Origin of the sequence: Pseudomonas serbica (assembly GCF_028823535.1) — a bacterium.
Classification (GTDB): domain Bacteria; phylum Pseudomonadota; class Gammaproteobacteria; order Pseudomonadales; family Pseudomonadaceae; genus Aquipseudomonas; species Aquipseudomonas serbica.
The window spans coordinates 168,488-191,574 of record NZ_JAQIYM010000010.1; the positions used below are offsets into that span (position 1 = coordinate 168,488).

Below are 23,087 nucleotides of genomic sequence, written 5' to 3' on the forward strand. Positions count from 1 at the left end.
GTGGGAGCGGGCTTGCTCGCGAAGAGGGCGTGCCAGTCGACATTAACGGGGCTGACACACCGCATTCGCGAGCAGGCTTGCTCCCACAGGGGACGGTGTTTGAAGCTGGAATATTTAAGAGCTTTCGCACCCGCGCCACTGGCGCTATCCTTGAATCATCCCAATTGCCCCAGGGCGGCTAAATACGACCTTGAACGCACCCATCGAACCACATCGTTTCATCCTCGAGCCCTTTGAGGCTCGCCGCTTCGCCAATCTGTGCGGGCAATTCGACGAGCATCTGCGCTTGATTGAACAGCGCCTGACCATCGAGATCCGCAACCGCGGAAACCAGTTCGAGCTGATCGGCGAGCCAAAACACACCACCTCCGCGGAAAACCTCCTGCGCCGCCTGTACCGGGAAACCAAGGGTACCGAGCTGTCGCCGGACATGGTGCACCTGTTCCTGCAGGAATCCGCCGTCGAAGAGCTGGACAACCACTCCCCCGCCGAAGCCTCCGTCGCCCTGCGCACCAAAAAAGGCATGATTCGCCCTCGCGGCTTGAATCAGTTGCGCTACGTGAAGGAAATCCTCGGTAACGATATCAACTTCGGCATCGGCCCGGCCGGTACTGGCAAGACCTACCTGGCCGTCGCCTGTGCGGTAGATGCGCTGGAACGCGAACAGATCCGGCGCATCCTGCTGGTGCGTCCGGCGGTCGAAGCGGGTGAAAAACTCGGTTTCCTGCCCGGTGACCTGTCGCAGAAAATCGACCCGTACCTGCGTCCGCTCTACGACGCGCTTTATGAAATGCTCGGCTTCGAATACGTCGCCAAGCTGATCGAACGCCAAGTGATCGAAGTTGCGCCACTGGCCTACATGCGTGGCCGGACGTTGAACAACAGCTTCATCATCCTCGACGAAAGCCAGAACACCACGGTCGAACAGATGAAGATGTTCCTGACCCGGATCGGCTTCGGCTCCACGGCCGTCATCACCGGTGACATCACCCAGGTCGACCTGCCTCGCGGCACCAAGTCCGGGCTGCACCACGTGATCGAAGTCTTGAAGGACGTGCCGGGCATCAGTTTCACGCACTTCCAGCCCAAGGACGTTGTGCGCCATCCATTGGTGCAACGGATTGTCGAAGCCTACGAGCGCTTCGAAACCAAGGCGGCCGATGATGCTGCCGCCAGGGATAGCCGACGCGATGCTTGAGCTTGATCTGCAAATCGCGACCCAAGCGCCTGCCCCTGGCGAAGCCGAGTTCCGCCAATGGTGCGAGCTGGCCCTGCGCCAGCGCACGGCCGACTCCGAGATGACCATTCGCCTGGTCGACGAGGCCGAAGGTCGCGAGCTGAATAACACTTGGCGGCAAAAGGATTACGCCACCAACGTCTTGTCGTTTCCTGCAGATGTGCCTGACGAGTTTCTCGACATCCCGCTGCTGGGCGACCTGGTGATCTGCGTAGCCGTGGTCGAGCGTGAAGCCGCCGAGCAGGGCAAGGCACTCCAGGCCCACTGGGCGCATCTGGTGATCCACGGCTGCTTGCATCTGCTTGGTTACGACCATATTGAAGATGACGAAGCCGAAGAGATGGAAGCACTGGAACGAACGTTGCTTGCAGAACTGGGCTATCCCGATCCGTACGCGGACGACGAAATCGAAACATCCCCTACCGAAACAACAAAGGATTCAGAGTAATCGCTATGAGCGAAGATCGATCGAGCAACGGGCAGAAGTCTTGGCTGGGTAAGCTCACCCAGGCTTTTGCCCACGAGCCGAAGAACCGCCAGGAGCTGCTGGAGCTGCTGCGCGATGCACACCAGAACAAACTGCTGGACAGCGAAGCGCTGGCCATCGTCGAAGGCGCTATCCAGGTTGCCGACCTGCAGGTACGGGACATCATGGTCCCGCGCTCACAGATGGTCAGCATCAAGGCGACCCAGACACCTCGCGAGTTCCTCCCCGCCGTGGTCGACTCGGCCCACTCCCGCTACCCGGTAATCGGCGAAAGCCACGATGACGTGATGGGCGTGTTGCTGGCCAAGGACTTGCTGCCGTTGATCCTCAGGGAGAACGGCGACAGTTTCAACATCAAGGACCTGCTGCGCCCGGCCACTTTCGTGCCGGAGTCCAAGCGCCTGAACGTACTGCTGCGTGAATTCCGCGCCAACCACAACCACATGGCCATCGTCATTGACGAATACGGCGGCGTGGCAGGCCTGGTGACCATCGAAGACGTACTGGAACAGATCGTCGGCGATATCGAAGACGAACACGACGTCGAAGAAGACAGCTACATCAAGCCACTGCCCAGCGGCGACTTCCTGATCAAGGCCCTGACCCCGATCGAGAACTTCAACGAGTTCTTCGACAGCGAGTTTTCCGACGATGAGTTCGACACCGTTGGCGGCCTGGTGATGAGCGCGTTCGGACACCTGCCAAAACGCAACGAAATCACTGAAATCGGCGCCTATCGCTTCCGCATCCTGAACGCCGACAGTCGGCGGATTCATTTGCTGCGACTGACGCCTATCGCCCGGTAAAAACCTAAGGATTGAAATGCGCTGGACAACCCGCCCCGGCTGGCCCGGTAACCTGCTGGCCGTGGCGGCCGGTGCAATCACCACCCTGGCCCTGGCGCCGTTCGATATCTGGCCACTGGCACTGCTGGCGGTCGGGCTTTTCTATGCCGGCTTGCGTGAACTGAATCCACGCCAGGCCCTGGGGCGAGGCTGGTGTTTCGGCTTCGGCCTGTTTGGCGCCGGCACCAGCTGGATCTACTACAGCATTCATCACTTCGGCGGTGCGTCAGTGCTGCTGGCCGGTTTCCTGATGCTGATCTTCACGGCGGCGATTGCCTGGTTCTTCGCCCTGCCCGCCTGGATTTGGGCGCGCTGGCTGCGGCGCAACGAAGCGCCGCTGGCGGACACCCTGGCATTCGCTGCGCTATGGGTCGGCCAGGAGGCATTTCGCGGCTGGTTCCTGACCGGTTTCCCATGGCTCTACTCCGGCTACAGCCAACTGGACGGCCCCTTGGCCGGGCTCGCGCCTGTCGGCGGAATGTGGCTGATATCCTTCACCCTGGCCCTGACTGCGGCATTGATCTACAACGCCATGCGCCTGGTACGCACGGGACGCAAAGGTTTCATCGCCGTGGGCGTGGTGCTGCTGGCAGGTCCGTGGGTAGCCGGCATGGCGCTCAAGCAGCACGCCTGGACCAGCCCCTCCGGTGCGCCGTTGAGCGTCGCGGCGATCCAGGGCAACGTCGAACAGAGCATGAAGTGGGACCCGGCGCAGCTCAACGCGCAATTGGAGCTGTACCGCGACATGAGCTTCAGTTCGAAACGGGTCGATTTGCTGATCTGGCCGGAAACTGCGGTCCCGGTGCTCAAGGAGTCGGCCCAGGGCTACCTGGACATGATGGGTAAATTCGCAGCCGAGCGGGATTCGGCCATGATTACCGGCGTGCCTATCCGCGAAGTCGTCCACCAGCAGAAACGCTTCTACAACGGCATTACCGTAGTCGGCGAAGGCGATGGCACCTACCTCAAGCAGAAGCTGGTGCCGTTCGGCGAATACGTGCCGTTGCAGGATGTGCTGCGAGGCCTGATCGCGTTCTTCGACCTGCCCATGTCGGACTTTGCACGGGGCCCTTCCGACCAGGCCATGTTGCAAGCCAAGGGTTACCAGATTGCACCATACATCTGCTACGAAGTGGTGTACCCAGAGTTCGCCGCCGGCCTTGCCGCCCAAAGCGACCTGCTGCTGACCATCAGTAACGACACCTGGTTCGGCACGTCCATCGGCCCGCTGCAGCACTTGCAGATGGCACAGATGCGTGCACTCGAGGCTGGACGATGGATGATTCGCGCCACCAACAATGGCGTGACCGGCCTGATCAACCCATTTGGCCAGATCACCGCGCAGATCCCGCAGTTCGAGCGCGGCATTCTGTATGGCGAAGTGGTCCCGATGCACAACCTGACGCCTTACCTGCAATGGCGGTCGTGGCCGTTGATCATTGTTTGTGTGCTGCTGTTTGGCTGGGCGTTGATTGCCAGCCGGATGGCCAAGACGGTCTAGACCGACGACGCATGAACCCTGTAGGAGCTGGCTTGTCGGGTCGCCGCATCGCAGCGAAGAACGCCTTCGCCGGCAAGCCGGCTCCTACAGAACGGGGTCAACGGTAAAACAACCAATAACCGATCTGTCCCGCCGCCTCATTCAACAACTGTCCGTTGCGCCAGATCGCCTTGAACTCCGGCATCCAGCCACCCAGTGGCTCGCCGTTGTTGACGCTCAGGAATCCCACTGGCGCTGGTACCACTTCAAAACCTGCCTTGTGGAAACTCCAGACCGCTCGAGGCATGTGCCAGGCCTGAGTGACCACCACCACGCGCTTGATGCCTTCAGGCAACAAGACCTCGGCGCTGAATGTCGCGTTCTCCCAGGTGGTTCGACTTTGGCCTTCCTGCCAACGCACCGCCACGCCAAAATCATCGCGCAACGACTCAGCCATCAATTTGGCTTCAGTTGGCGGTGTGCCGTAATGCAAACCGCCACTGGTCAATATCGGCAAGCCCGAAGCCTTGGCCAGGCGAGCGGCATAGCGCATTCGCTCAAGGGCCACTCCGGTGGGCTGGTCACTGCCCCAGGCCAGATCACCCCGTTCGCGTCCGGCCCCCAGCACCACGATCGCATCGGCGCGCTGGGCCAAGGTTGCCCATTCGTCACGAGCCAAGGGAGCTTCACGCTCAAGGAGCCCGGCGCCCCATTGCACCATCACCGGCAGGCTCATCAACCAGAAGCCACCCACACCCAGCGCAAAGCACCCACCGGCAAGGCGCGGCCTTGAGCGGCGCAGCCACCAGGCAAGCACCAACAACAGGATTAGAACGCCGGGCGGCATCAGAAGGTGTTTAACGAAATAGCGAAAAGGCATCGGGCATCTCCTCAAAGATGCCCGAAGCCTAAGTGGGTTGACGCATTGCGACAATAAATACGGAAGGACTATGCTTCAAAAAACCGTGGAGCATGGCTCTATGCCTTATTTGAACTGCAGGGACCGGACCTTTACCGCGTCTCTGCCAGGTATTTTGTCCTTGAGCCAGATGATCTTGGCCGAACGTGGTGCGTCGAGTTGCTTCACTGCCTCAGACAAGCATCCCTGCGTCTCACGCTCACTGCGATCGAGGTACGCCTTGACCAGTGCAAACTCTGCGGGGCTCAGGCCCCGCAACTCCAGTTCCAAAGGGCGTTCGTCGCGCAGCCGACCAGCTGTTTTGGCTGCATCAAGGGCCATGCCCAAACGATCGATCAGTCTTTCGTACAACTCCGGTTTTGTAACTTTCTGCCGTGACTCAACCATCCCTCACCTCATTGGAAGATAAGACCTACTCCCCAGTTAGAGCTTAGCTTCCATCGACAAACCGGCTGGACGCCGCGACCAACGGCCCTCGCAGCGGTTTTTGCGAGACGCACGGCAGTAATCAGGGTTTCCCTCGATAGAGTGCGGTCATGTATGCTACGGCGCTTCCTGTAACTCCACTTCCAGCTCCTCTGGACACCGAAACGCCGAATTGGCGCGATCACCGTCCAGCGTCGCATTGAAGAGGATTAGGCCACCCCTATTCAGTTCAAAAGTAGCCATGCACGAACAATATCAGCCCCGTGAAATCGAAGCCGCCGCCCAGTCATTCTGGGACGAGCAAAAGTCCTTTGAAGTCAGTGAACAGCCAGGCAAGGAGACCTACTACTGCCTGTCGATGTTCCCTTACCCCAGCGGCAAGCTACACATGGGGCACGTGCGCAACTACACCATCGGCGACGTGATCTCCCGCTACCAGCGCATGCAGGGCAAGAACGTGCTGCAACCCATGGGTTGGGACGCCTTCGGCATGCCGGCGGAAAACGCCGCGATGAAGAACAACGTAGCGCCCGCCAAGTGGACCTACGAGAACATCGCCTACATGAAGACCCAGCTGCGCAGCCTGGGCCTGGCGGTGGACTGGTCGCGCGAAGTGACCACCTGCAAGCCCGACTACTACCGTTGGGAACAATGGCTGTTCACCCGCCTGTTCGAAAAAGGTGTGATCTACAAAAAAAGCGGCACCGTGAACTGGGACCCGGTCGACCAGACTGTCCTGGCCAACGAGCAAGTGATCGACGGCCGTGGCTGGCGTTCCGGCGCGCTGATCGAAAAGCGCGAAATCCCGATGTACTACTTCAAGATCACCGCCTACGCGGATGAGCTGCTGGAAAGCCTCGACGACCTGCCGGGCTGGCCTGAACAGGTCAAGACCATGCAGCGCAACTGGATCGGCAAATCCCGCGGCATGGAAGTGCAGTTCCCGTACAACGTCGACTCCATCGGCGAAACCGGCGCACTGAAAGTCTTCACCACCCGTCCGGATACACTCATGGGAGCGACGTACGTCGCTGTGGCTGCCGAGCACCACCTGGCCACCCTCGCCGCCAAGAACAACCCTGAGCTGCAAGCGTTCATCGCCGAATGCAAAGGCGGCAGCGTCGCCGAAGCCGACGTCGCCACCCAGGAGAAAAAAGGCCTGCCAACCGGCCTGTTCGTCGAGCACCCGCTGACGGGTGAAAAACTGCCGGTATGGGTCGCCAACTACGTGCTGATGCACTACGGCGACGGCGCGGTCATGGCTGTTCCGGCCCACGACGAGCGCGATTTCGAGTTTGCCCACAAGTACAACCTGCCGGTTAAATCGGTAGTGCGCACCAGTTCCGGTGACACCAACCCGGCGCCATGGCAAGACGCCTACGGCGAACACGGCACGCTGATCAATTCCGGCGAGTTCGACGGCCTGGACTTCGCCGGCGCGTTCGACGCCATTGAAGTCGCGCTGATCAAGAAAGAACTGGGCGCCTCGCGCACCCAATTCCGTCTGCGCGATTGGGGCATCAGCCGTCAGCGCTACTGGGGCTGCCCGATTCCGATCATCCACTGCACCACCTGCGGCGACGTGCCGGTGCCGGAAGATCAACTGCCTGTCGTACTGCCAGAAGACGTCGTACCCGATGGCGCCGGTTCGCCACTGGCACGCATGCCCGAGTTCTACGAGTGCAGCTGCCCGAAATGCGGCCAGCCTGCCAAGCGTGAAACCGACACGATGGACACCTTCGTCGAGTCCTCGTGGTACTACGCTCGTTACGCCTCGCCGCACTTTGAAGGCGGCCTGGTAGAAAAATCCGCGGCCGACCACTGGTTGCCGGTCGACCAGTACATCGGCGGCATCGAACACGCGATTCTGCACCTGCTCTATGCGCGCTTCTTCCACAAGCTGATGCGCGACGAAGGCCTGGTGAGCTCCAACGAGCCGTTCAAGAACCTGCTGACCCAAGGCATGGTGATCGCCGAGACTTATTACCGTCGTGAAGCCAACGGTGCCTACACCTGGTTCAACCCGGCGGACGTCGAGCTCGAACGCGACAGCAAAGCCAAGGTCATCAGCGCCAAGCTGATCGCGGACGGCCTGCCGGTGGAAATCGGTGGCACCGAGAAGATGGCCAAATCGAAGAACAACGGCGTTGACCCGCAGTCGATGATCGACCAGTTCGGCGCCGACACCTGCCGGCTGTTCATGATGTTCGCCTCGCCGCCGGACATGAGCGCGGAATGGTCCGACTCGGGTGTCGAAGGTTCGCACCGCTTCCTCAAGCGCGTCTGGCGCCTGGCTCAAGCGCACGTCACCCAGGGCCTGCCGGGCAAACTGGACGTCGCCGGCCTGAACGACGAGCAGAAAGCCATTCGCCGTTCGATCCACCAGGCCATCAAGCAGGCCAGCCACGACGTCGGCCAGAACCACAAATTCAACACCGCCATCGCCCAGGTGATGACGCTGATGAACGTACTGGAAAAAGCCGCGCAAGACACCGAACAGGATCGTGCACTGGTCCAGGAAGGCCTGGAAACCGTGACCTTGTTGCTGGCGCCGATCACCCCGCACATCAGCCACGAACTGTGGAATCGACTGGGTCACGCCGATCCGGTGATCGACGCCGCCTGGCCGGTGCTGGACGAGAGCGCGCTGGTGCAGGACAGCCTGACGCTGGTCATCCAGGTCAACGGCAAGCTGCGCGGCCAGATCGAAATGCCGGCCAGTGCCAGTCGCGAAGAAGTCGAAGCCGCCGCACGGGCCAACGAGAACGTGCTGCGCTTCGTCGATGGTCTGACCATTCGCAAAGTGATCGTGGTGCCCGGCAAACTGGTCAACATCGTCGCCAGCTAATTGGATCAGGCGCCTGGCCATGCCAGGCGCCGAACAAAACCTTTCGGGCCGCTCGATTGGCCCACATGGTTTCAAGGGGAGCAACACAATGATCAAACGCAACTTGCTGGTGATAGGCCTCGCAGTCCTGTTGAGCGCCTGCGGCTTCCAGCTGCGTGGCACCGGCACCACCGAACTGGCGATCAAGGAACTCGACGTGAGCGCCCGCGACGCTTACGGCGAAACCGTGACGCAACTGCGCCAGATGCTGGTAAGCAGCGGCGTCAAGGTCTACAACGGCGCCCCTTATAAACTCATCCTGACCAACCAGCAGGAATCCCAGCGTATCCTCAGCTACGCCGGCGCCGGTCGTACGGGCGAGTATCAACTGAGCACAGTGCTCAACTATGACATTCGCGGCCAGGGCAACCTGCCCCTGCTGAGCGACAAACTCGAAGTGCAGAAGGTGTTCATCCATGACGGCAACAACCTGGTAGGTTCCGACCAGGAGGCCAGCGATGCTCGCCGTGAAATGCGTCGCGAGCTGGTTCAACGCATGATGTTGCGCCTGCAGCAATTCACGCCGTCCCAACTCGACCAGTTGCAGCAGACAGCCGAAGCCAAGGCCAAGGCGGAAGCCGCGGCGCTGGAAGCGGCGCAAAAGGCTGAGGCGCAAACGCCTCGTCAGTCGCCTCTCGAACTGCCTCAGCAGTAAGACTTACGGGGCGCCCTGGCGCCCCGTTTGCCCGCTTATGAAGCTCGCTCCCGCCCAACTCGCCAAACACCTGCAAGGCGCCCTCGCGCCGGTCTACGTCATCAGTGGCGACGATCCCTTGCTGTGTCAGGAAGCTGCCGACGCCATCCGCACGGCCGCCCGCCAACAAGGCTTCGACGAACGCCAGGTGTTCGCCGCCGACGCCAGTTTCGACTGGGGTACCTTGCTGCAAGCTGGCGCCAGCATGTCGCTGTTCGCCGAAAAACGCCTGCTGGAATTGCGCCTGCCTTCCGGCAAACCCGGTGATAAAGGTGCCGCCGCACTCATCGAGTACTGCTCGCGACCGGCCGAAGACACCCTGCTATTGATCAGCCTGCCGAAGCTCGATGGCAGCGCGCAGAAAACCAAATGGGGCAAGGCGCTGGTCGAAGGCCAACAGACCCAATTCGTCCAGATCTGGCCGGTGGATGCCAACCAGTTGCCCAGCTGGATCCGTCAGCGCTTGTCCCAGGCCGGACTGTCCGCCAGCCCGGACGCCGTTGAGCTGATCGCTGCCCGGGTCGAGGGCAACTTGCTGGCTGCTGCCCAGGAAATCGAAAAACTCAAGCTGATGGCCGAAGGCGGCCAGATCACCATCGAAACCGTACAGGCTGCGGTGGCTGACAGTGCGCGCTTCGACGTTTTCGGCCTGACCGACGCCATTCTCAACGGCGAAGCCGCCCACGCACTGCGCATGCTCGAAGGGCTTCGCGGTGAAGGTGTCGAGCCTCCGGTGATTCTCTGGGCACTGGCCCGGGAACTGCGCCTGCTGGCCAACATTTCGTTGCAGTACAGCCAAGGCACGCCACTGGACAAGGCCTTCAGCCAGGCCAGGCCGCCGGTCTGGGACAAACGTAAACCGCTGATGAGCAAAGCCCTGCAACGCTATTCGGCACAACGCTGGGCGCAACTGTTGCTCGAAGCCCAGCGCATCGACGCGCAGATCAAGGGCCAGGCGGCGGGTTCGCCGTGGATGAGTCTGAGTCGCCTGACATTGTTGATGGCCGGGCAGCGATTGTCGTTACCTGCCGAATAAGATTCGTCCTACAAAACACACGTGCATTTGCGCTATAGACAGCCGCCCAACTTCAGCCGATGATTTGTCCCGCAAAAACCCCTCACTTGCGAGAGCCCATCATGAGCAAAAAGCCGTCCAGACACGGCCCCAACAAGGCCAAATCCATCGTCGCCCAGCCATTGTTCCGTAGTCGCCAGGAGCGCCCCGGCAAGGGCAAAGGCAGTTACCGCCGCGAAGCCTTCCAGTCTGACAACTGGGAGGCTTCTTACTTTCTGGCGGCCTGAAAGGCAAGCATCCGCTCAACATGTTAAGGTCTGTATCTGATTCGTTTTCCCTGGACCCGTGCATGCCCCTTTGTCTTTCCCGTCGTTGGCACTTTCGCCAATTGATTGCTGCCTCCAGCCTCATTTTGCTCGTCGCCTGCGCGGAAAAACCCACCGCCGCCGACGCCCAGCCGATTCAGTCACTGCCTGTTGCCACCGCCCCAGCGGTTATTCCACCTGTGGTTCCGACTGGCGAAAGTCTCGACATCCAGCCAACCCAGACCTTCGCCGAATGGCAGGCGGGATTTCGCAAGGACGCCCTGGCCGCCGGGATCCGTGCCGACCTGTTCGACCGCGCCTTCGCCAATGTCAGCTTCGACCCGAGCGTAATCCGCGCCGACCGTAGCCAACCGGAATTCGCAAAACCGGTGTGGGAATACCTCGATGGCGCCCTTTCGCCACTGCGCGTTCGCAAAGGCCAGGCACTGGTCGACCAGTACAACGGCATCCTGCAAAGCATCGAGCAGCGCTATGGCGTCGACCGCCAGGCCCTGGTTGCGGTGTGGGGCATGGAAAGTAACTTCGGCCAGTTCCAGGGCAGCAAATCGGTGATCAACTCACTGGCCACCCTGGCCTACGAAGGGCGTCGCCCCGGTTTCGCTCACGCGCAATTGATCGCCGCCCTGCAAATCCTCCAGCAAGGCGATATCGAACCCGATAAAATGCTTGGTTCCTGGGCGGGCGCCATGGGCCAGACCCAATTCATCCCGACCACCTACAACACCCACGCCGTGGACTTCGATGGCGACGGTCGCCGCGATATCTGGGGAAGCGCCACCGACGCCCTGGCGTCGACTGCCCACTACCTGCAAAGCTCCGGCTGGCAAAAAGGCCAGCCATGGGGCTTTGAAGTACAACTGCCAGGCAGTTTCGACTACGTCCTCGCCGATGGCTCGATTCGCAAGAGCGTCGCCGAATGGCGGCAACTGGGTGTGGTCCTGCCCAATGGCGGCCAGTTCCCGGCAGGTTCCGAACAATTGTCCGCAGCGCTGCTGTTGCCGGCAGGCTATCGCGGCCCGGCCTTCCTGGTGCTGGACAACTTCCGTGCGATTCTCAAGTACAACAACTCGTCGTCCTACGCCCTGGCGGTGAGCCTGCTGGCCGAGCGCTTCAATGGCGCAGGGTTGATCAGCGGCACGTGGCCCAAGGACGATTTGCCCCTGAGCCGCACCGAGCGGATCGAACTGCAAAATCTGTTGAGTGCCCAGAACTACGACGCGGGCACTGCCGACGGAATCATTGGCGCCAATACCCGCAAGGCGATCCGCAGCGCCCAGCAGTCGTTTGGCTGGCCGGCGGATGGTTATCCGACGCACAAGTTGCTGGAAGGATTGCGCAACCGCTAAGCGCCTTATCCACTCCTTATCCACTGTAGGAGCGAGCTTGCTCGCGATGGACCCGAGATCGCTGCGTTTAACCGGTAAAAACGCGCAATCGTTTTACGACCATCGCAAGCAAGCTTGCTCCTACCGCCTGACGACGTTTTGTTCCAGAACCAGTTGCTGGTTCCCTGCATCCAGCTTCACCAAGGCGCCCATTGGCAACGTCAGGTTCGGATTGCAGTGCCCGCTGCGCCACCCGGACAGCACCGGAATGCCAAAGGGTTCCAGGGTCTGCTTGAGCAATCGATCCAGAGCCTGCGGCTCTACCCCCGCTACATCACCCACCAGAACCCCGCGCAGCTTGCGTAATACGCCCGCCAGGCGCAGATGGGTCAGCAGCCGGTCGATGCGATACAGCGGCTCGTTGATGTCCTCGATAAACAGAATGACACCTGCAGCATCAATCTCGTAAGGCGTGCCCATGGTCGCGGCAATCATCGACAGGTTGCCACCTAGAAGGCGCCCAAAAGCGACACCCGGCACGATCGTGGTCAAAGGGCGGCCAACCGGGTGGGTAAGCACCATACCAGCCCTGCACTGCCCTCTGAGCATGTTGAAGAACGAGGACTCGGTCGGTGGCAGCCGTTCGCCCAGCAGATCGGCGTTGAGCAGCGGGCCATGGAAGGTCACGAAACCCGCGTAGCGGCTGATCGCCAGGTGCAGCGCGGTGATGTCGCTATAGCCAATGAATGGCTTGGCATTTTGGCGCAGCAGCTGGAAATCGATGCGATCCAGCAACCGAGGGGTACCGTATCCGCCGCGCAGGCAAATAATCGCATCGACCTCAGGGTCCATGAACGCGGCGTGCAGGTCGTTGAGTCGCACATCGTCGCTGCCGGCCAGGTAGCCATCCTTCTCGAACACCCCGGGAAATATCCGCAGTGAATGACCGCGAGCACGCATCCAGGCGATGGCTTTCTTGGTGTCCAGCGCGGCCGGACCTGCTGGCGCGATAACACCGATCAGCCCTTTCATCGGCAAGGCCGGTACAGGGGTGTGGGGAATGAGCGTCGGGTCAGGTCTTGCGTTCATCCATGGATCTCCCTGCGTGAAAGCATCAAACACACATTAGTCAGGAACGTAGATAAACAGAAGCGGATCAAGCATCGCGTAGTCGCAGGAAAAGACCGATGTCGTTGTGAGACACGCAAAAAAAGCCCGCAAGGCCGATTGAACGTTGCGGGCTGTGTTTTCATGGCCGAATCAGGACGACATCAACTCGGCCTTGACCAGCTTCGCCTGCTCGTCGGCGTGGTACGAGGAGCGTACCAGGGGGCCGGAAGCAACGTTCTTGAAGCCCATTTTGTAACCTTCCTCGGCGAACCAGGCGAAGGTGTCCGGGTGCACGAAACGCTGCACCGGCAAGTGGCTGCGTGACGGCTGCAGGTACTGGCCCAGGGTCAGCATGTCGATGTCGTGTTCGCGCATGCGCTTCATGACCTCGATGACTTCTTCGTCGGTTTCGCCCAGACCCAGCATCAGGCCGGATTTGGTCGGGATGTGCGGCATCATCTGCTTGAAGCGTTGCAGCAACGTCAGCGACCACTGGTAGTCCGAACCCGGACGCGCAGCCTTGTACAGGCGCGGCACGGTTTCCAGGTTGTGGTTGAAGACATCCGGTGGCTCGGCAGCGGTGATTTGCAGGGCGATGTCCATGCGCCCACGGTAGTCCGGGACCAGGGTTTCGAGCTGTACGTTCGGCGACAGTTTGCGGATTTCGCGGATGCAGTCGGCAAAATGCTGGGCACCGCCGTCGCGCAGGTCGTCGCGGTCGACCGAGGTGATCACCACGTACTTGAGTTTCAGGTCGGCGATGGCGATGGCCAGGCTTTCCGGCTCGTTGACGTCCAGTGGCTTCGGACGGCCGTGGCCGACATCGCAGAACGGGCAACGACGGGTGCAGATGTCACCCATGATCATGAACGTCGCGGTGCCGCCGGAGAAGCACTCGCCCAGGTTCGGGCAGGAAGCTTCTTCGCACACGCTGTGCAGCTTGTGTTTACGCAGCAGGGCCTTGATGCGGTCGACTTCCGGAGAGACCGGAATACGCACACGAATCCAGTCCGGTTTCTTCGGCAGTTCGGTGGTCGGAATGATCTTTACCGGGATGCGTGCAACCTTCTCGGCGCCGCGCAGCTTGACGCCGGCTTCAACCTTGGCACGCGGGGCCGGGCGCTCGGAGACATCGAGCGTCGGGATCATGGTTTGCACTGCATCAGTAGTCATATCAGTCGATTCCGCCCGTCAGGGTCGTCTGCTCAGCATAGTCGAGGTGTTTGACGAGCTGCGCGCGCAGCCGGGCACTAACCTCGGCAAATTCAATCGATCCTGCGTGATCGCTCAGCTGGGTCATCGCCAGCCCGGCGTAGCCGCAGGGATTAATCCGTCGAAACGGTTCCAGGTTCATGTCCACGTTCAGGGCCAGGCCGTGAAAGGAACAACCGTGGCGGATCCGCAGACCCAGGGAAGCGATTTTCGCTCCATCGACATACACACCCGGCGCATCCGGCTTGGCCGCAGCGGTCACGCCGTAACTGGCGAGCAGCTCGATCAGGCATGACTCCATGCGACTCACCAGGTCTCGTACGCCGAAACCCAGCTTGCGTACATCCAGCAACAGGTAGGCCACCAGTTGCCCGGGGCCGTGATACGTCACCTGGCCACCGCGGTCGACCTGCACCACCGGGATATCGCCCGGCAGCAGCAGGTGCTCGGCCTTGCCGGCCTGGCCCTGGGTGAAGACTGGCGGGTGCTCGACCAGCCAGATCTCGTCGGCAGCGTCGCTGCCCCGTTCGTTGGTGAAGCGCTGCATGGCATGCCAGACCGGCTCGTAAGCCATCTGGCCAAGCTCGCGAAAGCCCAGCGTGCCGGACATCACAGCACCATGTGCACGAAACCGGTTGCCCGCAGTTCGCTGTTGATGTTGTACAGCTGGTCCTGGTCGGTCGCAACGATGTGCAACTGGATCGTGGTGTACTTGCCGTTGGTGCTCTGGCGCTCATCCACGCGGTCATGGTTGATCGTCGCGTGTTTCTTGACGATCTCGATGATCTTGTCCTTGTTGCCCACACCGGTATCGCTGATCACCTTAACCGGGTAATCAACGTTGGGGAATTCGATCTTGGGCGCCTTTACTTCGGTATCGGTCATGGCGTAACGGCCTCGTAAGCGTAAGCCGTGGCGACGGCAAGGCCCCACGCCGGGTCAGCGCGGGGCCATGCTGGTGCACACTATCAGTTGAACAAGCCGTAGAAGAATAGACGGATGCTATCCCACATGCGACGGAAGATACCACCCTCTTCTACGCCATCCAGGGCGATGAGGTCGGCGCTGTGCACCACCTTGTCTTCCAGTTTGACTTCGACTTTACCGATCACGTCGCCCTTGGCGATTGGCGCAATCAGTTGCGGGTTCATGGTCATGCTGGCGGCAAGCTTTTTCAGCTGGCCTTTTGGCAGGGTCATGGTCAGGTCTTCAGCCAGGCCAGCCTTGACCTGGTTGGTGGCGCCTTTCCAGACCGGAGCCTGGGCCAGCTCGGTGCCCTTCTGATAGAAGGTCTGCGTTTCGAAGAAGCGGAAACCGTAGGTCAGCAGCTTCTGGGTTTCGGCGGCGCGGGCCACTTCGCTGTTGGTGCCGAACACCACGGCGATCAGGCGCATGCCATCACGTACGGCCGAAGAGACCATGCAGTAGCCGGCTTCGTCGGTGTGGCCGGTTTTCAGGCCATCGACGGTCTTGTCGCGCCACAGCAGCAGGTTGCGGTTTGGTTGCTTGATGCCGTTCCAGAAGAACTCTTTCTGCGAGTAGATCGCATAGTGAGCCGGGTCTTCGTGGATGATCGCGCGGGCCAGCACGGCCATGTCGTGAGCCGACGAGTAGTGCTCGGGGTTCGGCAGGCCGGTCGGGTTCATGAAGTGGCTGTTGGTCATGCCCAGGTCAGCCACGGTCTTGTTCATCATGTCGGCGAACGCGTCTTCGCTGCCGGCGATGTGCTCGGACAGCGCAACGCTGGCGTCGTTACCCGACTGGATGATGATGCCGTGCAGCAGGTCGCTGACGGTCACCTGCGAGCCGACCTTGATGAACATCCGCGAACCGCCGGTACGCCAGGCGTTTTCGCTGACGGTCACCGGATCGTTTTCACCGATCTGGCCACGACGGATTTCGAGGGTCGCGATGTACGCGGTCATCAGCTTGGTCAGGCTGGCTGGCGGCAGACGCTGGTCACCATTGTTTTCGACCAGCACGTTGCCGCTGCTGGCGTCCATGAGCACGTAGGCCTTGGCGGCCAATTGCGGTGGGGACGGCATCATCTCGACCGCGAATGCGGCAGGCGAGAGGAGCAGCGGGACTAGAAGGCACAGGCGTTTGGCAAAGGTGGTGATGTTCATCCGTCTCTCGAAATCGCTAATGGAAACTGCCCGAAGGCAAAACTAATCAAATAACCTTCTAACGGGTTATCGCGTGTTCAGTTGCTCACTCCAGCCACCCTTTGCCGGGCTTTTGTTCTTCGACGAGCCAACAACCTGGTTCACCCCCCAAAACCGCAGATGAACCGTCAATCAAGTTCTACGTATTACTCAGTCACGACACTTGGCGAACCGAGATTGGCCAGGCGCACGCTGTTCTGCACTTGCTGGATTTCACCCGGCGAACCGATCGGCCCCAAGCGTACCCGATGCAGGGTCTGTTGATTGCGCACGATCGAGCTGATGAACACCGGAGCGCTCACCATCCCGCTGAGCTTGGACCTCAGCAGCTCGGCAGCGTCCGGGTTGGCGAACGCGCCCACCTGCAGATACTGGCCAGACGCTGGTGCAGAAGCGTTTTTTTTTGCATCCAGTTGTACCGGGACAACGGCGGCGGCGTGTTGCTGCGGCGGTGGCGTCCATTGCTCGACGGTGCCGGCCGAGGCCGTGATCACCGGGGCGCTATTCTGCGCGACTTTCGGCTCATTGAGCATCAATGGCGCCGGACGGCCTTTGGCTGCCCACCATTGCTGCGGATCGATGCCTTCGACCTTGACCCGCGCGGTGCCGGTTTCGGCATACCCGAGCTTCTTGGCGGCGGCATAGGACAAGTCGATGATCCGGTCCGAGTAGAACGGACCGCGGTCGTTGACCCGCAGGATCACGGACTTGTTGTTGTCCAGGTTAGTCACCCGAACGTAACTCGGCAGCGGCAAGGTCTTGTGGGCGGCACTCATGCCATACAAGTCATACACTTCGCCGTTGGCAGTGTTCTGACCGTGGAATTTGGTGCCGTACCAGGACGCGGTACCCGACTGCACGTAGGTCTTGGACTCTTGCAGCGGGAAGTAAGTCTTGCCCAGCACCGTGTACGGGTTGGCCTTGTACGGGCCGGTGTGCAGGGTTGGCGTGGCGTCCGGGATACGCGAAACGTCGACGTCCCACCATGGCGCGCCATCCTTGTGCGCACGGTTGATGTCCAGCCCCGGCGCCGAGCGCACGGCGGTGGACGACTTCTGCGCCGGCGCGCGGCTGGTCGAACAACTGGCGACCAGCACTGCCAACGCGGCAAATGCCATCAGCTTCAGGGGTTTATTCATAGGCAATGCCCGCATTACTTGACGCCCCGTGCTTGGACCAGCTGTTCAGACAGTTGATGTACGGCCATGGCGTACATCACGCTGCGGTTATAACGCGTGATCGCGTAGAAATTCTTCAGGCCCATCCAGTATTCAGGGCCATTGTCGCCTTCCAGCCGGAATGCGGTAACCGGCATATCATCGCGCAGCGCATCATGACTTGACCAGCCCAGGGCCCGCAACTCTCCAACGGTTTTAGTCGGTTCGATACCGGTGGTCAAACCTTCGTCCACCTGCTCACCCCGCACATCGGCGCGACTGACCACCGGCTCGCCGGCTACCCAGCCATGGCGCTTGAAATAACTGGCGACGCTGCCGATGGCATCGTCCGGGTTGTTCCAGATATTGATGTGGCCGTCTCCGTCGAAGTCCACCGCGTAGGCGCGAAAGCTGCTGGGCATGAACTGCGGCAAGCCCATGGCGCCGGCGTAGGAGCCCTTGAGGGTCAGCGGGTCAACCTGCTCTTCCCGGGCCAGCAGCAGGAACTCACGCAATTCCTTGCGGAAAAATTCGGCACGGGGAGGATAGTCGAAACCGAGGGTCGACAAGGCGTCAATTACCCGGAAATTACCGGTATTGCGGCCAAAAAAGGTCTCAACGCCGATAATCGAGACAATTACCTGCGCCGGCACGCCGTATTCCTGCTCGGCACGGGCCAGTACGGCCTCATGCTGGCGCCAGAAGTCGACGCCACGGGCAATACGCGCATCGGTGATGAACATCGGCCGGTATTCGTTCCACTGCTTGACCCGTTCGGCGGGTTTCGAAATGGCGTCCAGGATCGATTGTTTACGCTGCGCCTCGCGGAACACGCCCATCAGCTGCTCACCGGCGAAGCCATAGTCGCGGGTCATCTCGCCGACGAACTCGGCCACTTGGGGCGAGCCTTCGTAATCGCCGGCCGACGCTTGCGGCGCAGTGCCAAGGATGCTTACCAGGCCGACCCATGGCGCGTATCGAGTCGCCCAGCCACGCATTACTTGCATTGAACTCTTCACCTTATTCAAACCTGCGCGATCCACTTGCGATGGGTATGGATCGACATCAAAACCCCAAACGCTGACAGCAGCGTTACCAGCGAAGTTCCTCCGTAGCTAATGAACGGCAACGGCACCCCCACCACCGGCAACAGGCCGCTGACCATACCGATGTTGACGAAAACATACACAAAAAATGTCATGGTCAAGGCGCCCGCCAGCAATTTGCCGAACAGTGTCTGCGCCTGGGCGGTGATCACCAGCCCACGACCGATCAACAGCAGGTAGATCAGCAACAGGGCGCAAATGCCCACCAGGCCGAACTCTTCCCCCAGTACCGCAATGATGAAGTCGGTGTGGCTTTCCGGCAGGAAATCCAGGTGTGACTGGGTGCCCAGCAACCAGCCCTTGCCGAACACACCGCCGGAACCGATGGCGGCTTTGGACTGGATGATGTTCCAGCCGGTGCCTAACGGGTCACTTTCCGGGTCGAGGAACGTGAGGACGCGCTGCTTCTGGTAATCGTGCATCACGAAATACCACATGGCCACGGACACCGGCACGGCGGCAGCGAGCACGCTGAGGATCCAGCGCCAGCGCAGGCCGCCCATGAACAGCACAAAGGCGCCCCCCGCCAGAATCAGCAATGAAGTGCCGAGGTCGGGCTGACGCACGATCAGGATGAATGGCAAGCCGATCAGAAACAGGCTCACACCCACATGCTTGAGTTGCGGCGGCAAGGTGCGCTTGGACAGGTACCAGGCGATGGTCGCCGGCATCAGGATCTTCATGAACTCCGAAGGTTGGAAGCGGATCACACCGGGAATGTTGATCCAGCGCGTGGCGCCCATGGCGTTGTGACCCATGATGTCGACCACTACCAGCAAAAGCACGCCGATCACGTAACCGACCGGTACCCAGCGAGCCATGAAACGCGGCTCTAACTGAGCGATAACGATCATCGACACCAAGCCGATGCCGAACGACGTGGCCTGCTTGGCCAGCAAATCCCAGCTCTTGCCACTGGCCGAATACAACACGAAAAGGCTGCCGGCAGCCAGGGTCAGCAGCAGAATCAGGAGCGGGCCGTCGATGTGCAAGCGTTGCAGCAGCGTCGCACGACGACGCATCACATCCTCGCTGGAGAGCATGCGATCAAAATTATTCATCACGGGGCGGTTGCCTCTGCACTGATAGGGGCGGCGTATTCGGGCTTCAAGCGGCCGTCCGGGCCCAGGAGCCAGGCGTCCATGACTTGACGCACCACCGGCGCGGCGACGCCAGAGCCGGATTCACCGTTCTCGACCATCACCGACACCACGATCTTCGGATCGTCCGCCGGGGCGAAACCAACGAACAGGGCGTGGTCGCGATGACGCTCCTGGACCTTGGAACGGTCGTACTTCTCGCCTTGCTTGATCGCAACCACCTGGGCGGTACCACTTTTGCCGGCAATCCGGTATTGCGCGCCGATCGAGGCCTTGCGCGCGGTACCCCGGGCGCCGTGCATGACCTGCTGCATGCCATGGTTGACCCGCGTCCAGTCCGACGGATCGCGCAGGACGATGTCCGGCATCGGGTTCTCGTCCACCGGCTTCTCGCCTTCGATGGTCTTGGCCAGGTGCGGACGGTTCCAGATGCCCTTGTTGGCCACCAGTGCCGTGGCCTGGGCCAGTTGCAATGGCGTCGACTGCATGTAGCCCTGGCCGATCCCGAGGATCAGTGTTTCACCCGGGAACCATGCCTGGCGACGGGTCGCCCGCTTCCATTCCCGGGTCGGCATCAACCCCGGCGACTCTTCGAACATGTCCAGGGAGACCTTCTGGCCAATGCCGAACTTGGTCATGTACGCCGACAACCGATCGATCCCCAGCTTGTGGGCCAGGTCATAGAAGTAGGTATCGTTGGAGCGCATGATCGCCGTATCGAGGTCGACAAAGCCGTCACCGGTACGGTTCCAGTTGCGGTATTTGTGATCGTAGTTGGGCAGCATGTAGTAACCCGGGTCGAACACCCGGGATGAAGCGGTCACCACACCCGCATCCAGCCCGGCGATCGCTACCGCCGGCTTGATGGTCGAACCCGGCGGGTACAGGCCACGCAGGACTCGGTTGAACAGCGGCCGGTCGATGGAGTCGCGCAGCTCGGAATAGGCCTTGAAGCTGATGCCGGTGACGAACAGGTTCGGGTCGAAACTCGGCTGGCTGACCATCGCCAGTACTTCACCGGTTTTCGGGTCCAGGGCCACCACCGCGCCGCGACGCCCGCCGAGTGCGGCTTCGGCGGCTTCCTGCAGCTTGATGTCCATGCTCAGGACGATGTCCTTGCCGGAAATCGGTTCGGTACGCTTGAGCACCCGCAAGACGCGACCGCGGGCGTTGGTCTCGACTTCCTCGTAACCCACCTGGCCGTGCAGCTCCGGCTCGTAGAAACGCTCGATGCCGGTTTTGCCGATGTGGTGGGTGCCGCTGTAATTGACCGGATCGAGCGACTTCAGCTCTTTCTCGTTGATCCGCCCCATGTAACCCACCGAGTGGGCAAAATGCGCGCCCTGTGGATAGTGGCGGACCAGTTGCGCGACCACTTCCACCCCGGGCAGGCGGAACTGGTTCACGGCAATGCGGGCGATCTGCTCTTCGGTCAATTCAAACAGGATCGGTACCGGTTCGAACGGACGTCGCCCCTGGCGCATGCGCTTCTCGAAAATCACCCGGTCCTCGGGCGTCAACTCCAGCACTTCGACGATCACATCGAGCACTTGCTGCCAGTCACCGGAGCGCTCGCGGGTCATGCTCAAGCTGAAGCTGGGGCGGTTGTCGGCAATCACCACGCCGTTGCGGTCGAAAATCAAGCCGCGGGTCGGCGGAATCGGTTGCACATGGACGCGGTTGTTTTCCGACAGGGTCGAGTGATATTCGTATTGGATGACCTGCAGGAAATACAGGCGCGCGATCAGCACACCAATGAGCAGCACCACTGCAATGGCCCCGAACACGACGCGGCCACGCACCAGACGGGCGTCTTTTTCGTGGTCCTTGATGCGGATCGGTTGGGACATGGGGGCGCAACTACTTGTGGTAAGGGTGACCGGACAGCACTGTCCAGGCACGATACAGCTGCTCGCCGATGAGGATGCGCACCAGCGGATGCGGCAACGTCAGCGGTGAAAGCGACCAGCGCTGATCGGCACGGGCGCAGACTTCCGGCGCCAGCCCTTCGGGGCCGCCAACCATGAAATTCACCGTGCGCGAGTCCAGCCGCCAGCGGTCGAGCTCGACCGCCAGCTGCTCGGTGCTCCAGGGCTTGCCGTGGACTTCGAGGGTGACAACGCGCTCGTTCGGCCCGACCTTGGCCAACATGGCTTCGCCTTCCTGACGGATGAAGCGCGCCACGTCGGCGTTCTTGCCACGGGTATTGAGCGGTATTTCCACCAGTTCAAGCGCCAATTCGGACGGAAGACGCTTGGCATATTCATGCCAGCCTTCTTCCACCCACTTGGGCATGCGTGAACCGACGGCGATCAGTCGCAGTCGCACAGCCGTTCCTTATTCCTGGTCTTTGTTGAGCTTGGTGAAATGCTCATGACCGACTTCAGGGCTGTGGTGCTTGCCGTCAGCGGCACGGCTCTGCTCGGCACCTTTCCACAAGCGCTCCAGGTCGTAGAACTGGCGGGCATTGGAGGTCATCATGTGAACGATCACGTCGTCCATGTCCAGCAGGACCCAATCGCTGTCGCCCTTGCCTTCTTCACCCAGCGGCTTGATACCCAGGGCTTTGACGGCCTCGCGGACCTTGTCCAGCATCGCGCCGATCTGGCGGTTGGAAGTACCGGTGGCGATGATCATGTAGTCAGTGATGCTCTGCTTGTCGCGAACATCGATCACCAGCACGTCCTGGGCCTTGACGTCTTCCAGGGCGGCTACGGCGATCTTGACCAGCTCGTCGCCTTTTGGCGGCTCGGCAGCCAGGACTTTCTCAGGCAGCGGCGCGCTCTTGAAGGTGCCTTTGCGTTTTACTTTGCTTTCGTTGTTGCTCGTCATATAAAACTCGTTTTGCTCGTATGTTCGGGCGCTTCAATACACGTTGTTGCCACGTGCCTTGAGGCACCCCTATTCAGTTCGACGCACGGTAGAGCCCGTGCGCATCGATGTAGGCCAGGACCGCGTCGGGCACCAGGAAACGTACCGACTTACCGCTGGCCAGCAGTTGACGGATCTGGGTGGCGGATACCGCGAGCGGCGTCTGCCAGACGAATGCAATCTGTCCGCTCGACCCCTTGAGGGCCAGCGGGTCGCTCACCGAGCGCGCTGCCAGCAGGTTGCGCAAGGCATCCGGCGGTTCGCTGTCGGCATCCGGGCGTTGCAACACCAGGATATGGCAATGCTGGAGCAACTCTTCCCAGCGGTGCCAAGTGGGCAGGCCGCAAAATGCGTCCCAGCCCAAAAGCAGAAAAACCTGGGTCTCGGCGGCCAGCTCGGCACGCATCAGTTCCAGGGTATCAATGGTGTAGGACGGTTTGTCCCGCTGCAATTCGCGGGCGTCCACCACCAACGGCGCCACTCCGGCTACCGCGCACTCGACCATCGCCAGACGGTCTTTCGCCGACACCTGCGGCGTGCCCCGATGGGGCGGCCTGGCACTGGGTGTCAGGCGCAGCTCATCGAGCGCCAGCGACTCGGCGACTTCCAGCGCACCACGTAGATGGCCGATGTGCACCGGGTCGAAGGTCCCGCCCAGTACGCCGATGCGTCGAGGGGCTGGCGCGCTGGCGGCTACCGGGGCTGACGGGTCGAGGTCGCCCAAG

The 23,087-nt window shown here is 61.0% G+C and carries 23 protein-coding genes; 9 read left to right on the plus strand and 14 right to left on the minus strand.

Features of this window, described 5'->3' with window-relative positions; all coding sequences use genetic code 11:
- Window positions 1-190 precede the first annotated feature (190 nt).
- Genes NQL71_RS18085 through lnt form a run of 4 tightly spaced genes read left to right on the plus strand, consistent with a single transcriptional unit; the run spans window position 191 to window position 4,070 of the window.
- Window positions 191-1,198, plus strand: coding sequence for a PhoH family protein (locus tag NQL71_RS18085; protein ID WP_046815832.1), 1,008 nt, complete (start codon window positions 191-193; stop codon window positions 1,196-1,198).
- Window positions 1,191-1,685 (plus strand): rRNA maturation RNase YbeY, encoded by a 495-nt coding sequence (gene ybeY / locus NQL71_RS18090; protein ID WP_248687012.1) that lies wholly within the window; start codon window positions 1,191-1,193, stop codon window positions 1,683-1,685. The genes NQL71_RS18085 and ybeY overlap by 8 nt, the downstream gene beginning before the upstream one ends.
- A 5-nt stretch (window positions 1,686-1,690) precedes the next feature.
- Window positions 1,691-2,530: a CorC family transporter gene (locus NQL71_RS18095; protein WP_046815833.1), complete on the plus strand. Its 840-nt coding sequence runs from the start codon at window positions 1,691-1,693 to the stop codon at window positions 2,528-2,530.
- A 16-nt stretch (window positions 2,531-2,546) separates the two neighbouring features.
- The gene (lnt, locus tag NQL71_RS18100; RefSeq protein ID WP_046815834.1) at window positions 2,547-4,070 is read left to right on the plus strand and encodes an apolipoprotein N-acyltransferase; all 1,524 of its coding nucleotides are present in this window, start codon (window positions 2,547-2,549) and stop codon (window positions 4,068-4,070) included.
- A 97-nt stretch (window positions 4,071-4,167) separates the two neighbouring features.
- Here lnt and NQL71_RS18105 read toward each other — a convergent pair whose 3' ends face one another.
- Both NQL71_RS18105 and NQL71_RS18110 read right to left on the minus strand, forming a co-directional pair.
- On the minus strand, window positions 4,168-4,929 hold the full coding sequence (locus NQL71_RS18105) for a YdcF family protein (protein WP_077185811.1): 762 nt from the start codon (window positions 4,927-4,929) through the stop codon (window positions 4,168-4,170).
- Window positions 4,930-5,034: 105 nt separating this feature from the next.
- Entirely contained in the window at window positions 5,035-5,355 is a 321-nt protein-coding gene (locus tag NQL71_RS18110) for a hypothetical protein (protein WP_046815836.1), read from the minus strand.
- A gap of 280 nt (window positions 5,356-5,635) precedes the next feature.
- On the opposite strand from NQL71_RS18110, the gene leuS reads away from it, so the two are divergent.
- From leuS to NQL71_RS18135, 5 genes are all read left to right on the plus strand, one after another.
- Window positions 5,636-8,242, plus strand: a complete 2,607-nt coding sequence (gene leuS / locus NQL71_RS18115) for a leucine--tRNA ligase (protein ID WP_248687013.1) — start codon at window positions 5,636-5,638, stop codon at window positions 8,240-8,242.
- A gap of 88 nt (window positions 8,243-8,330) precedes the next feature.
- Complete coding sequence (locus NQL71_RS18120; RefSeq protein ID WP_046815928.1) at window positions 8,331-8,936, plus strand: LPS-assembly lipoprotein LptE; 606 nt, start codon at window positions 8,331-8,333, stop codon at window positions 8,934-8,936.
- A 37-nt stretch (window positions 8,937-8,973) separates the two neighbouring features.
- The gene (holA, locus tag NQL71_RS18125; RefSeq protein ID WP_046815838.1) at window positions 8,974-10,011 is read left to right on the plus strand and encodes a DNA polymerase III subunit delta; all 1,038 of its coding nucleotides are present in this window, start codon (window positions 8,974-8,976) and stop codon (window positions 10,009-10,011) included.
- 101 nt (window positions 10,012-10,112) lie between these two features.
- Entirely contained in the window at window positions 10,113-10,277 is a 165-nt protein-coding gene (arfA, locus tag NQL71_RS18130) for an alternative ribosome rescue factor ArfA (protein ID WP_046815839.1), read from the plus strand.
- 62 nt (window positions 10,278-10,339) lie between these two features.
- The gene (locus NQL71_RS18135) at window positions 10,340-11,662 is read left to right on the plus strand and encodes a lytic murein transglycosylase (RefSeq protein WP_274643080.1); all 1,323 of its coding nucleotides are present in this window, start codon (window positions 10,340-10,342) and stop codon (window positions 11,660-11,662) included.
- Window positions 11,663-11,782: 120 nt separating this feature from the next.
- Here NQL71_RS18135 and NQL71_RS18140 read toward each other — a convergent pair whose 3' ends face one another.
- From NQL71_RS18140 to nadD, 12 genes are all read right to left on the minus strand, one after another.
- A complete protein-coding gene (locus tag NQL71_RS18140; protein ID WP_274643081.1) occupies window positions 11,783-12,730 on the minus strand; it encodes a S66 peptidase family protein in 948 nt (315 codons plus the stop codon).
- Window positions 12,731-12,901: 171 nt separating this feature from the next.
- Window positions 12,902-13,924, minus strand: a complete 1,023-nt coding sequence (gene lipA / locus NQL71_RS18145; protein ID WP_046815842.1) for a lipoyl synthase — start codon at window positions 13,922-13,924, stop codon at window positions 12,902-12,904.
- 1 nt (window position 13,925) lies between these two features.
- Window positions 13,926-14,573 (minus strand): lipoyl(octanoyl) transferase LipB, encoded by a 648-nt coding sequence (lipB, locus tag NQL71_RS18150; RefSeq protein WP_034148130.1) that lies wholly within the window; start codon window positions 14,571-14,573, stop codon window positions 13,926-13,928.
- Entirely contained in the window at window positions 14,573-14,848 is a 276-nt protein-coding gene (locus NQL71_RS18155) for a DUF493 domain-containing protein (protein ID WP_003215438.1), read from the minus strand. Before NQL71_RS18155 ends, lipB begins: the two co-directional genes overlap by 1 nt.
- Window positions 14,849-14,931: 83 nt before the next feature.
- A complete protein-coding gene (locus NQL71_RS18160) occupies window positions 14,932-16,089 on the minus strand; it encodes a D-alanyl-D-alanine carboxypeptidase family protein (RefSeq protein ID WP_046815843.1) in 1,158 nt (385 codons plus the stop codon).
- A gap of 185 nt (window positions 16,090-16,274) precedes the next feature.
- Entirely contained in the window at window positions 16,275-17,282 is a 1,008-nt protein-coding gene (locus NQL71_RS18165) for a septal ring lytic transglycosylase RlpA family protein (protein WP_046815844.1), read from the minus strand.
- The gene (gene mltB, locus NQL71_RS18170; RefSeq protein ID WP_046815845.1) at window positions 17,282-18,292 is read right to left on the minus strand and encodes a lytic murein transglycosylase B; all 1,011 of its coding nucleotides are present in this window, start codon (window positions 18,290-18,292) and stop codon (window positions 17,282-17,284) included. The genes NQL71_RS18165 and mltB overlap by 1 nt, the downstream gene beginning before the upstream one ends.
- 17 nt (window positions 18,293-18,309) lie before the next feature.
- Window positions 18,310-19,413 carry a rod shape-determining protein RodA gene (rodA, locus tag NQL71_RS18175; RefSeq protein WP_046815929.1) on the minus strand — a complete coding sequence of 368 codons (1,104 nt, stop codon included), beginning with the start codon at window positions 19,411-19,413 and terminating at the stop codon, window positions 18,310-18,312.
- A gap of 38 nt (window positions 19,414-19,451) precedes the next feature.
- On the minus strand, window positions 19,452-21,341 hold the full coding sequence (gene mrdA / locus NQL71_RS18180; protein ID WP_077185807.1) for a penicillin-binding protein 2: 1,890 nt from the start codon (window positions 21,339-21,341) through the stop codon (window positions 19,452-19,454).
- A gap of 10 nt (window positions 21,342-21,351) precedes the next feature.
- On the minus strand, window positions 21,352-21,819 hold the full coding sequence (rlmH, locus tag NQL71_RS18185) for a 23S rRNA (pseudouridine(1915)-N(3))-methyltransferase RlmH (protein ID WP_007937439.1): 468 nt from the start codon (window positions 21,817-21,819) through the stop codon (window positions 21,352-21,354).
- Window positions 21,820-21,828: 9 nt separating this feature from the next.
- A complete protein-coding gene (gene rsfS / locus NQL71_RS18190) occupies window positions 21,829-22,323 on the minus strand; it encodes a ribosome silencing factor (RefSeq protein ID WP_008065972.1) in 495 nt (164 codons plus the stop codon).
- A 73-nt stretch (window positions 22,324-22,396) separates the two neighbouring features.
- Window positions 22,397-23,086 (minus strand): nicotinate-nucleotide adenylyltransferase, encoded by a 690-nt coding sequence (gene nadD / locus NQL71_RS18195; RefSeq protein WP_162488902.1) that lies wholly within the window; start codon window positions 23,084-23,086, stop codon window positions 22,397-22,399.
- Window position 23,087: the final 1 nt, after the last annotated feature.

Excerpts from the sequence above, each read along its gene's own strand:
- ybeY (WP_248687012.1), top strand. The coding sequence starts at position 1,191 with ATGCTTGAGCTTGATCTGCAAATCGCGACCCAAGCGCCTGCCCCTGGC.
- NQL71_RS18095 (WP_046815833.1), top strand. The coding sequence starts at position 1,691 with ATGAGCGAAGATCGATCGAGCAACGGGCAGAAGTCTTGGCTGGGTAAG.
- lnt (WP_046815834.1), top strand. The coding sequence starts at position 2,547 with ATGCGCTGGACAACCCGCCCCGGCTGGCCCGGTAACCTGCTGGCCGTG.
- NQL71_RS18105 (WP_077185811.1), bottom strand. The coding sequence starts at position 4,929 with ATGCCTTTTCGCTATTTCGTTAAACACCTTCTGATGCCGCCCGGCGTT.
- NQL71_RS18110 (WP_046815836.1), bottom strand. The coding sequence starts at position 5,355 with ATGGTTGAGTCACGGCAGAAAGTTACAAAACCGGAGTTGTACGAAAGA.
- leuS (WP_248687013.1), top strand. The coding sequence starts at position 5,636 with ATGCACGAACAATATCAGCCCCGTGAAATCGAAGCCGCCGCCCAGTCA.
- NQL71_RS18120 (WP_046815928.1), top strand. The coding sequence starts at position 8,331 with ATGATCAAACGCAACTTGCTGGTGATAGGCCTCGCAGTCCTGTTGAGC.
- holA (WP_046815838.1), top strand. The coding sequence starts at position 8,974 with ATGAAGCTCGCTCCCGCCCAACTCGCCAAACACCTGCAAGGCGCCCTC.
- arfA (WP_046815839.1), top strand. The coding sequence starts at position 10,113 with ATGAGCAAAAAGCCGTCCAGACACGGCCCCAACAAGGCCAAATCCATC.
- NQL71_RS18135 (WP_274643080.1), top strand. The coding sequence starts at position 10,340 with ATGCCCCTTTGTCTTTCCCGTCGTTGGCACTTTCGCCAATTGATTGCT.
- NQL71_RS18140 (WP_274643081.1), bottom strand. The coding sequence starts at position 12,730 with ATGAACGCAAGACCTGACCCGACGCTCATTCCCCACACCCCTGTACCG.
- lipA (WP_046815842.1), bottom strand. The coding sequence starts at position 13,924 with ATGACTACTGATGCAGTGCAAACCATGATCCCGACGCTCGATGTCTCC.
- lipB (WP_034148130.1), bottom strand. The coding sequence starts at position 14,573 with ATGTCCGGCACGCTGGGCTTTCGCGAGCTTGGCCAGATGGCTTACGAG.
- NQL71_RS18155 (WP_003215438.1), bottom strand. The coding sequence starts at position 14,848 with ATGACCGATACCGAAGTAAAGGCGCCCAAGATCGAATTCCCCAACGTT.
- NQL71_RS18160 (WP_046815843.1), bottom strand. The coding sequence starts at position 16,089 with ATGAACATCACCACCTTTGCCAAACGCCTGTGCCTTCTAGTCCCGCTG.
- NQL71_RS18165 (WP_046815844.1), bottom strand. The coding sequence starts at position 17,282 with ATGCGGGCATTGCCTATGAATAAACCCCTGAAGCTGATGGCATTTGCC.
- mltB (WP_046815845.1), bottom strand. The coding sequence starts at position 18,292 with ATGCAAGTAATGCGTGGCTGGGCGACTCGATACGCGCCATGGGTCGGC.
- rodA (WP_046815929.1), bottom strand. The coding sequence starts at position 19,413 with ATGCGTCGTCGTGCGACGCTGCTGCAACGCTTGCACATCGACGGCCCG.
- mrdA (WP_077185807.1), bottom strand. The coding sequence starts at position 21,341 with ATGTCCCAACCGATCCGCATCAAGGACCACGAAAAAGACGCCCGTCTG.
- rsfS (WP_008065972.1), bottom strand. The coding sequence starts at position 22,323 with ATGACGAGCAACAACGAAAGCAAAGTAAAACGCAAAGGCACCTTCAAG.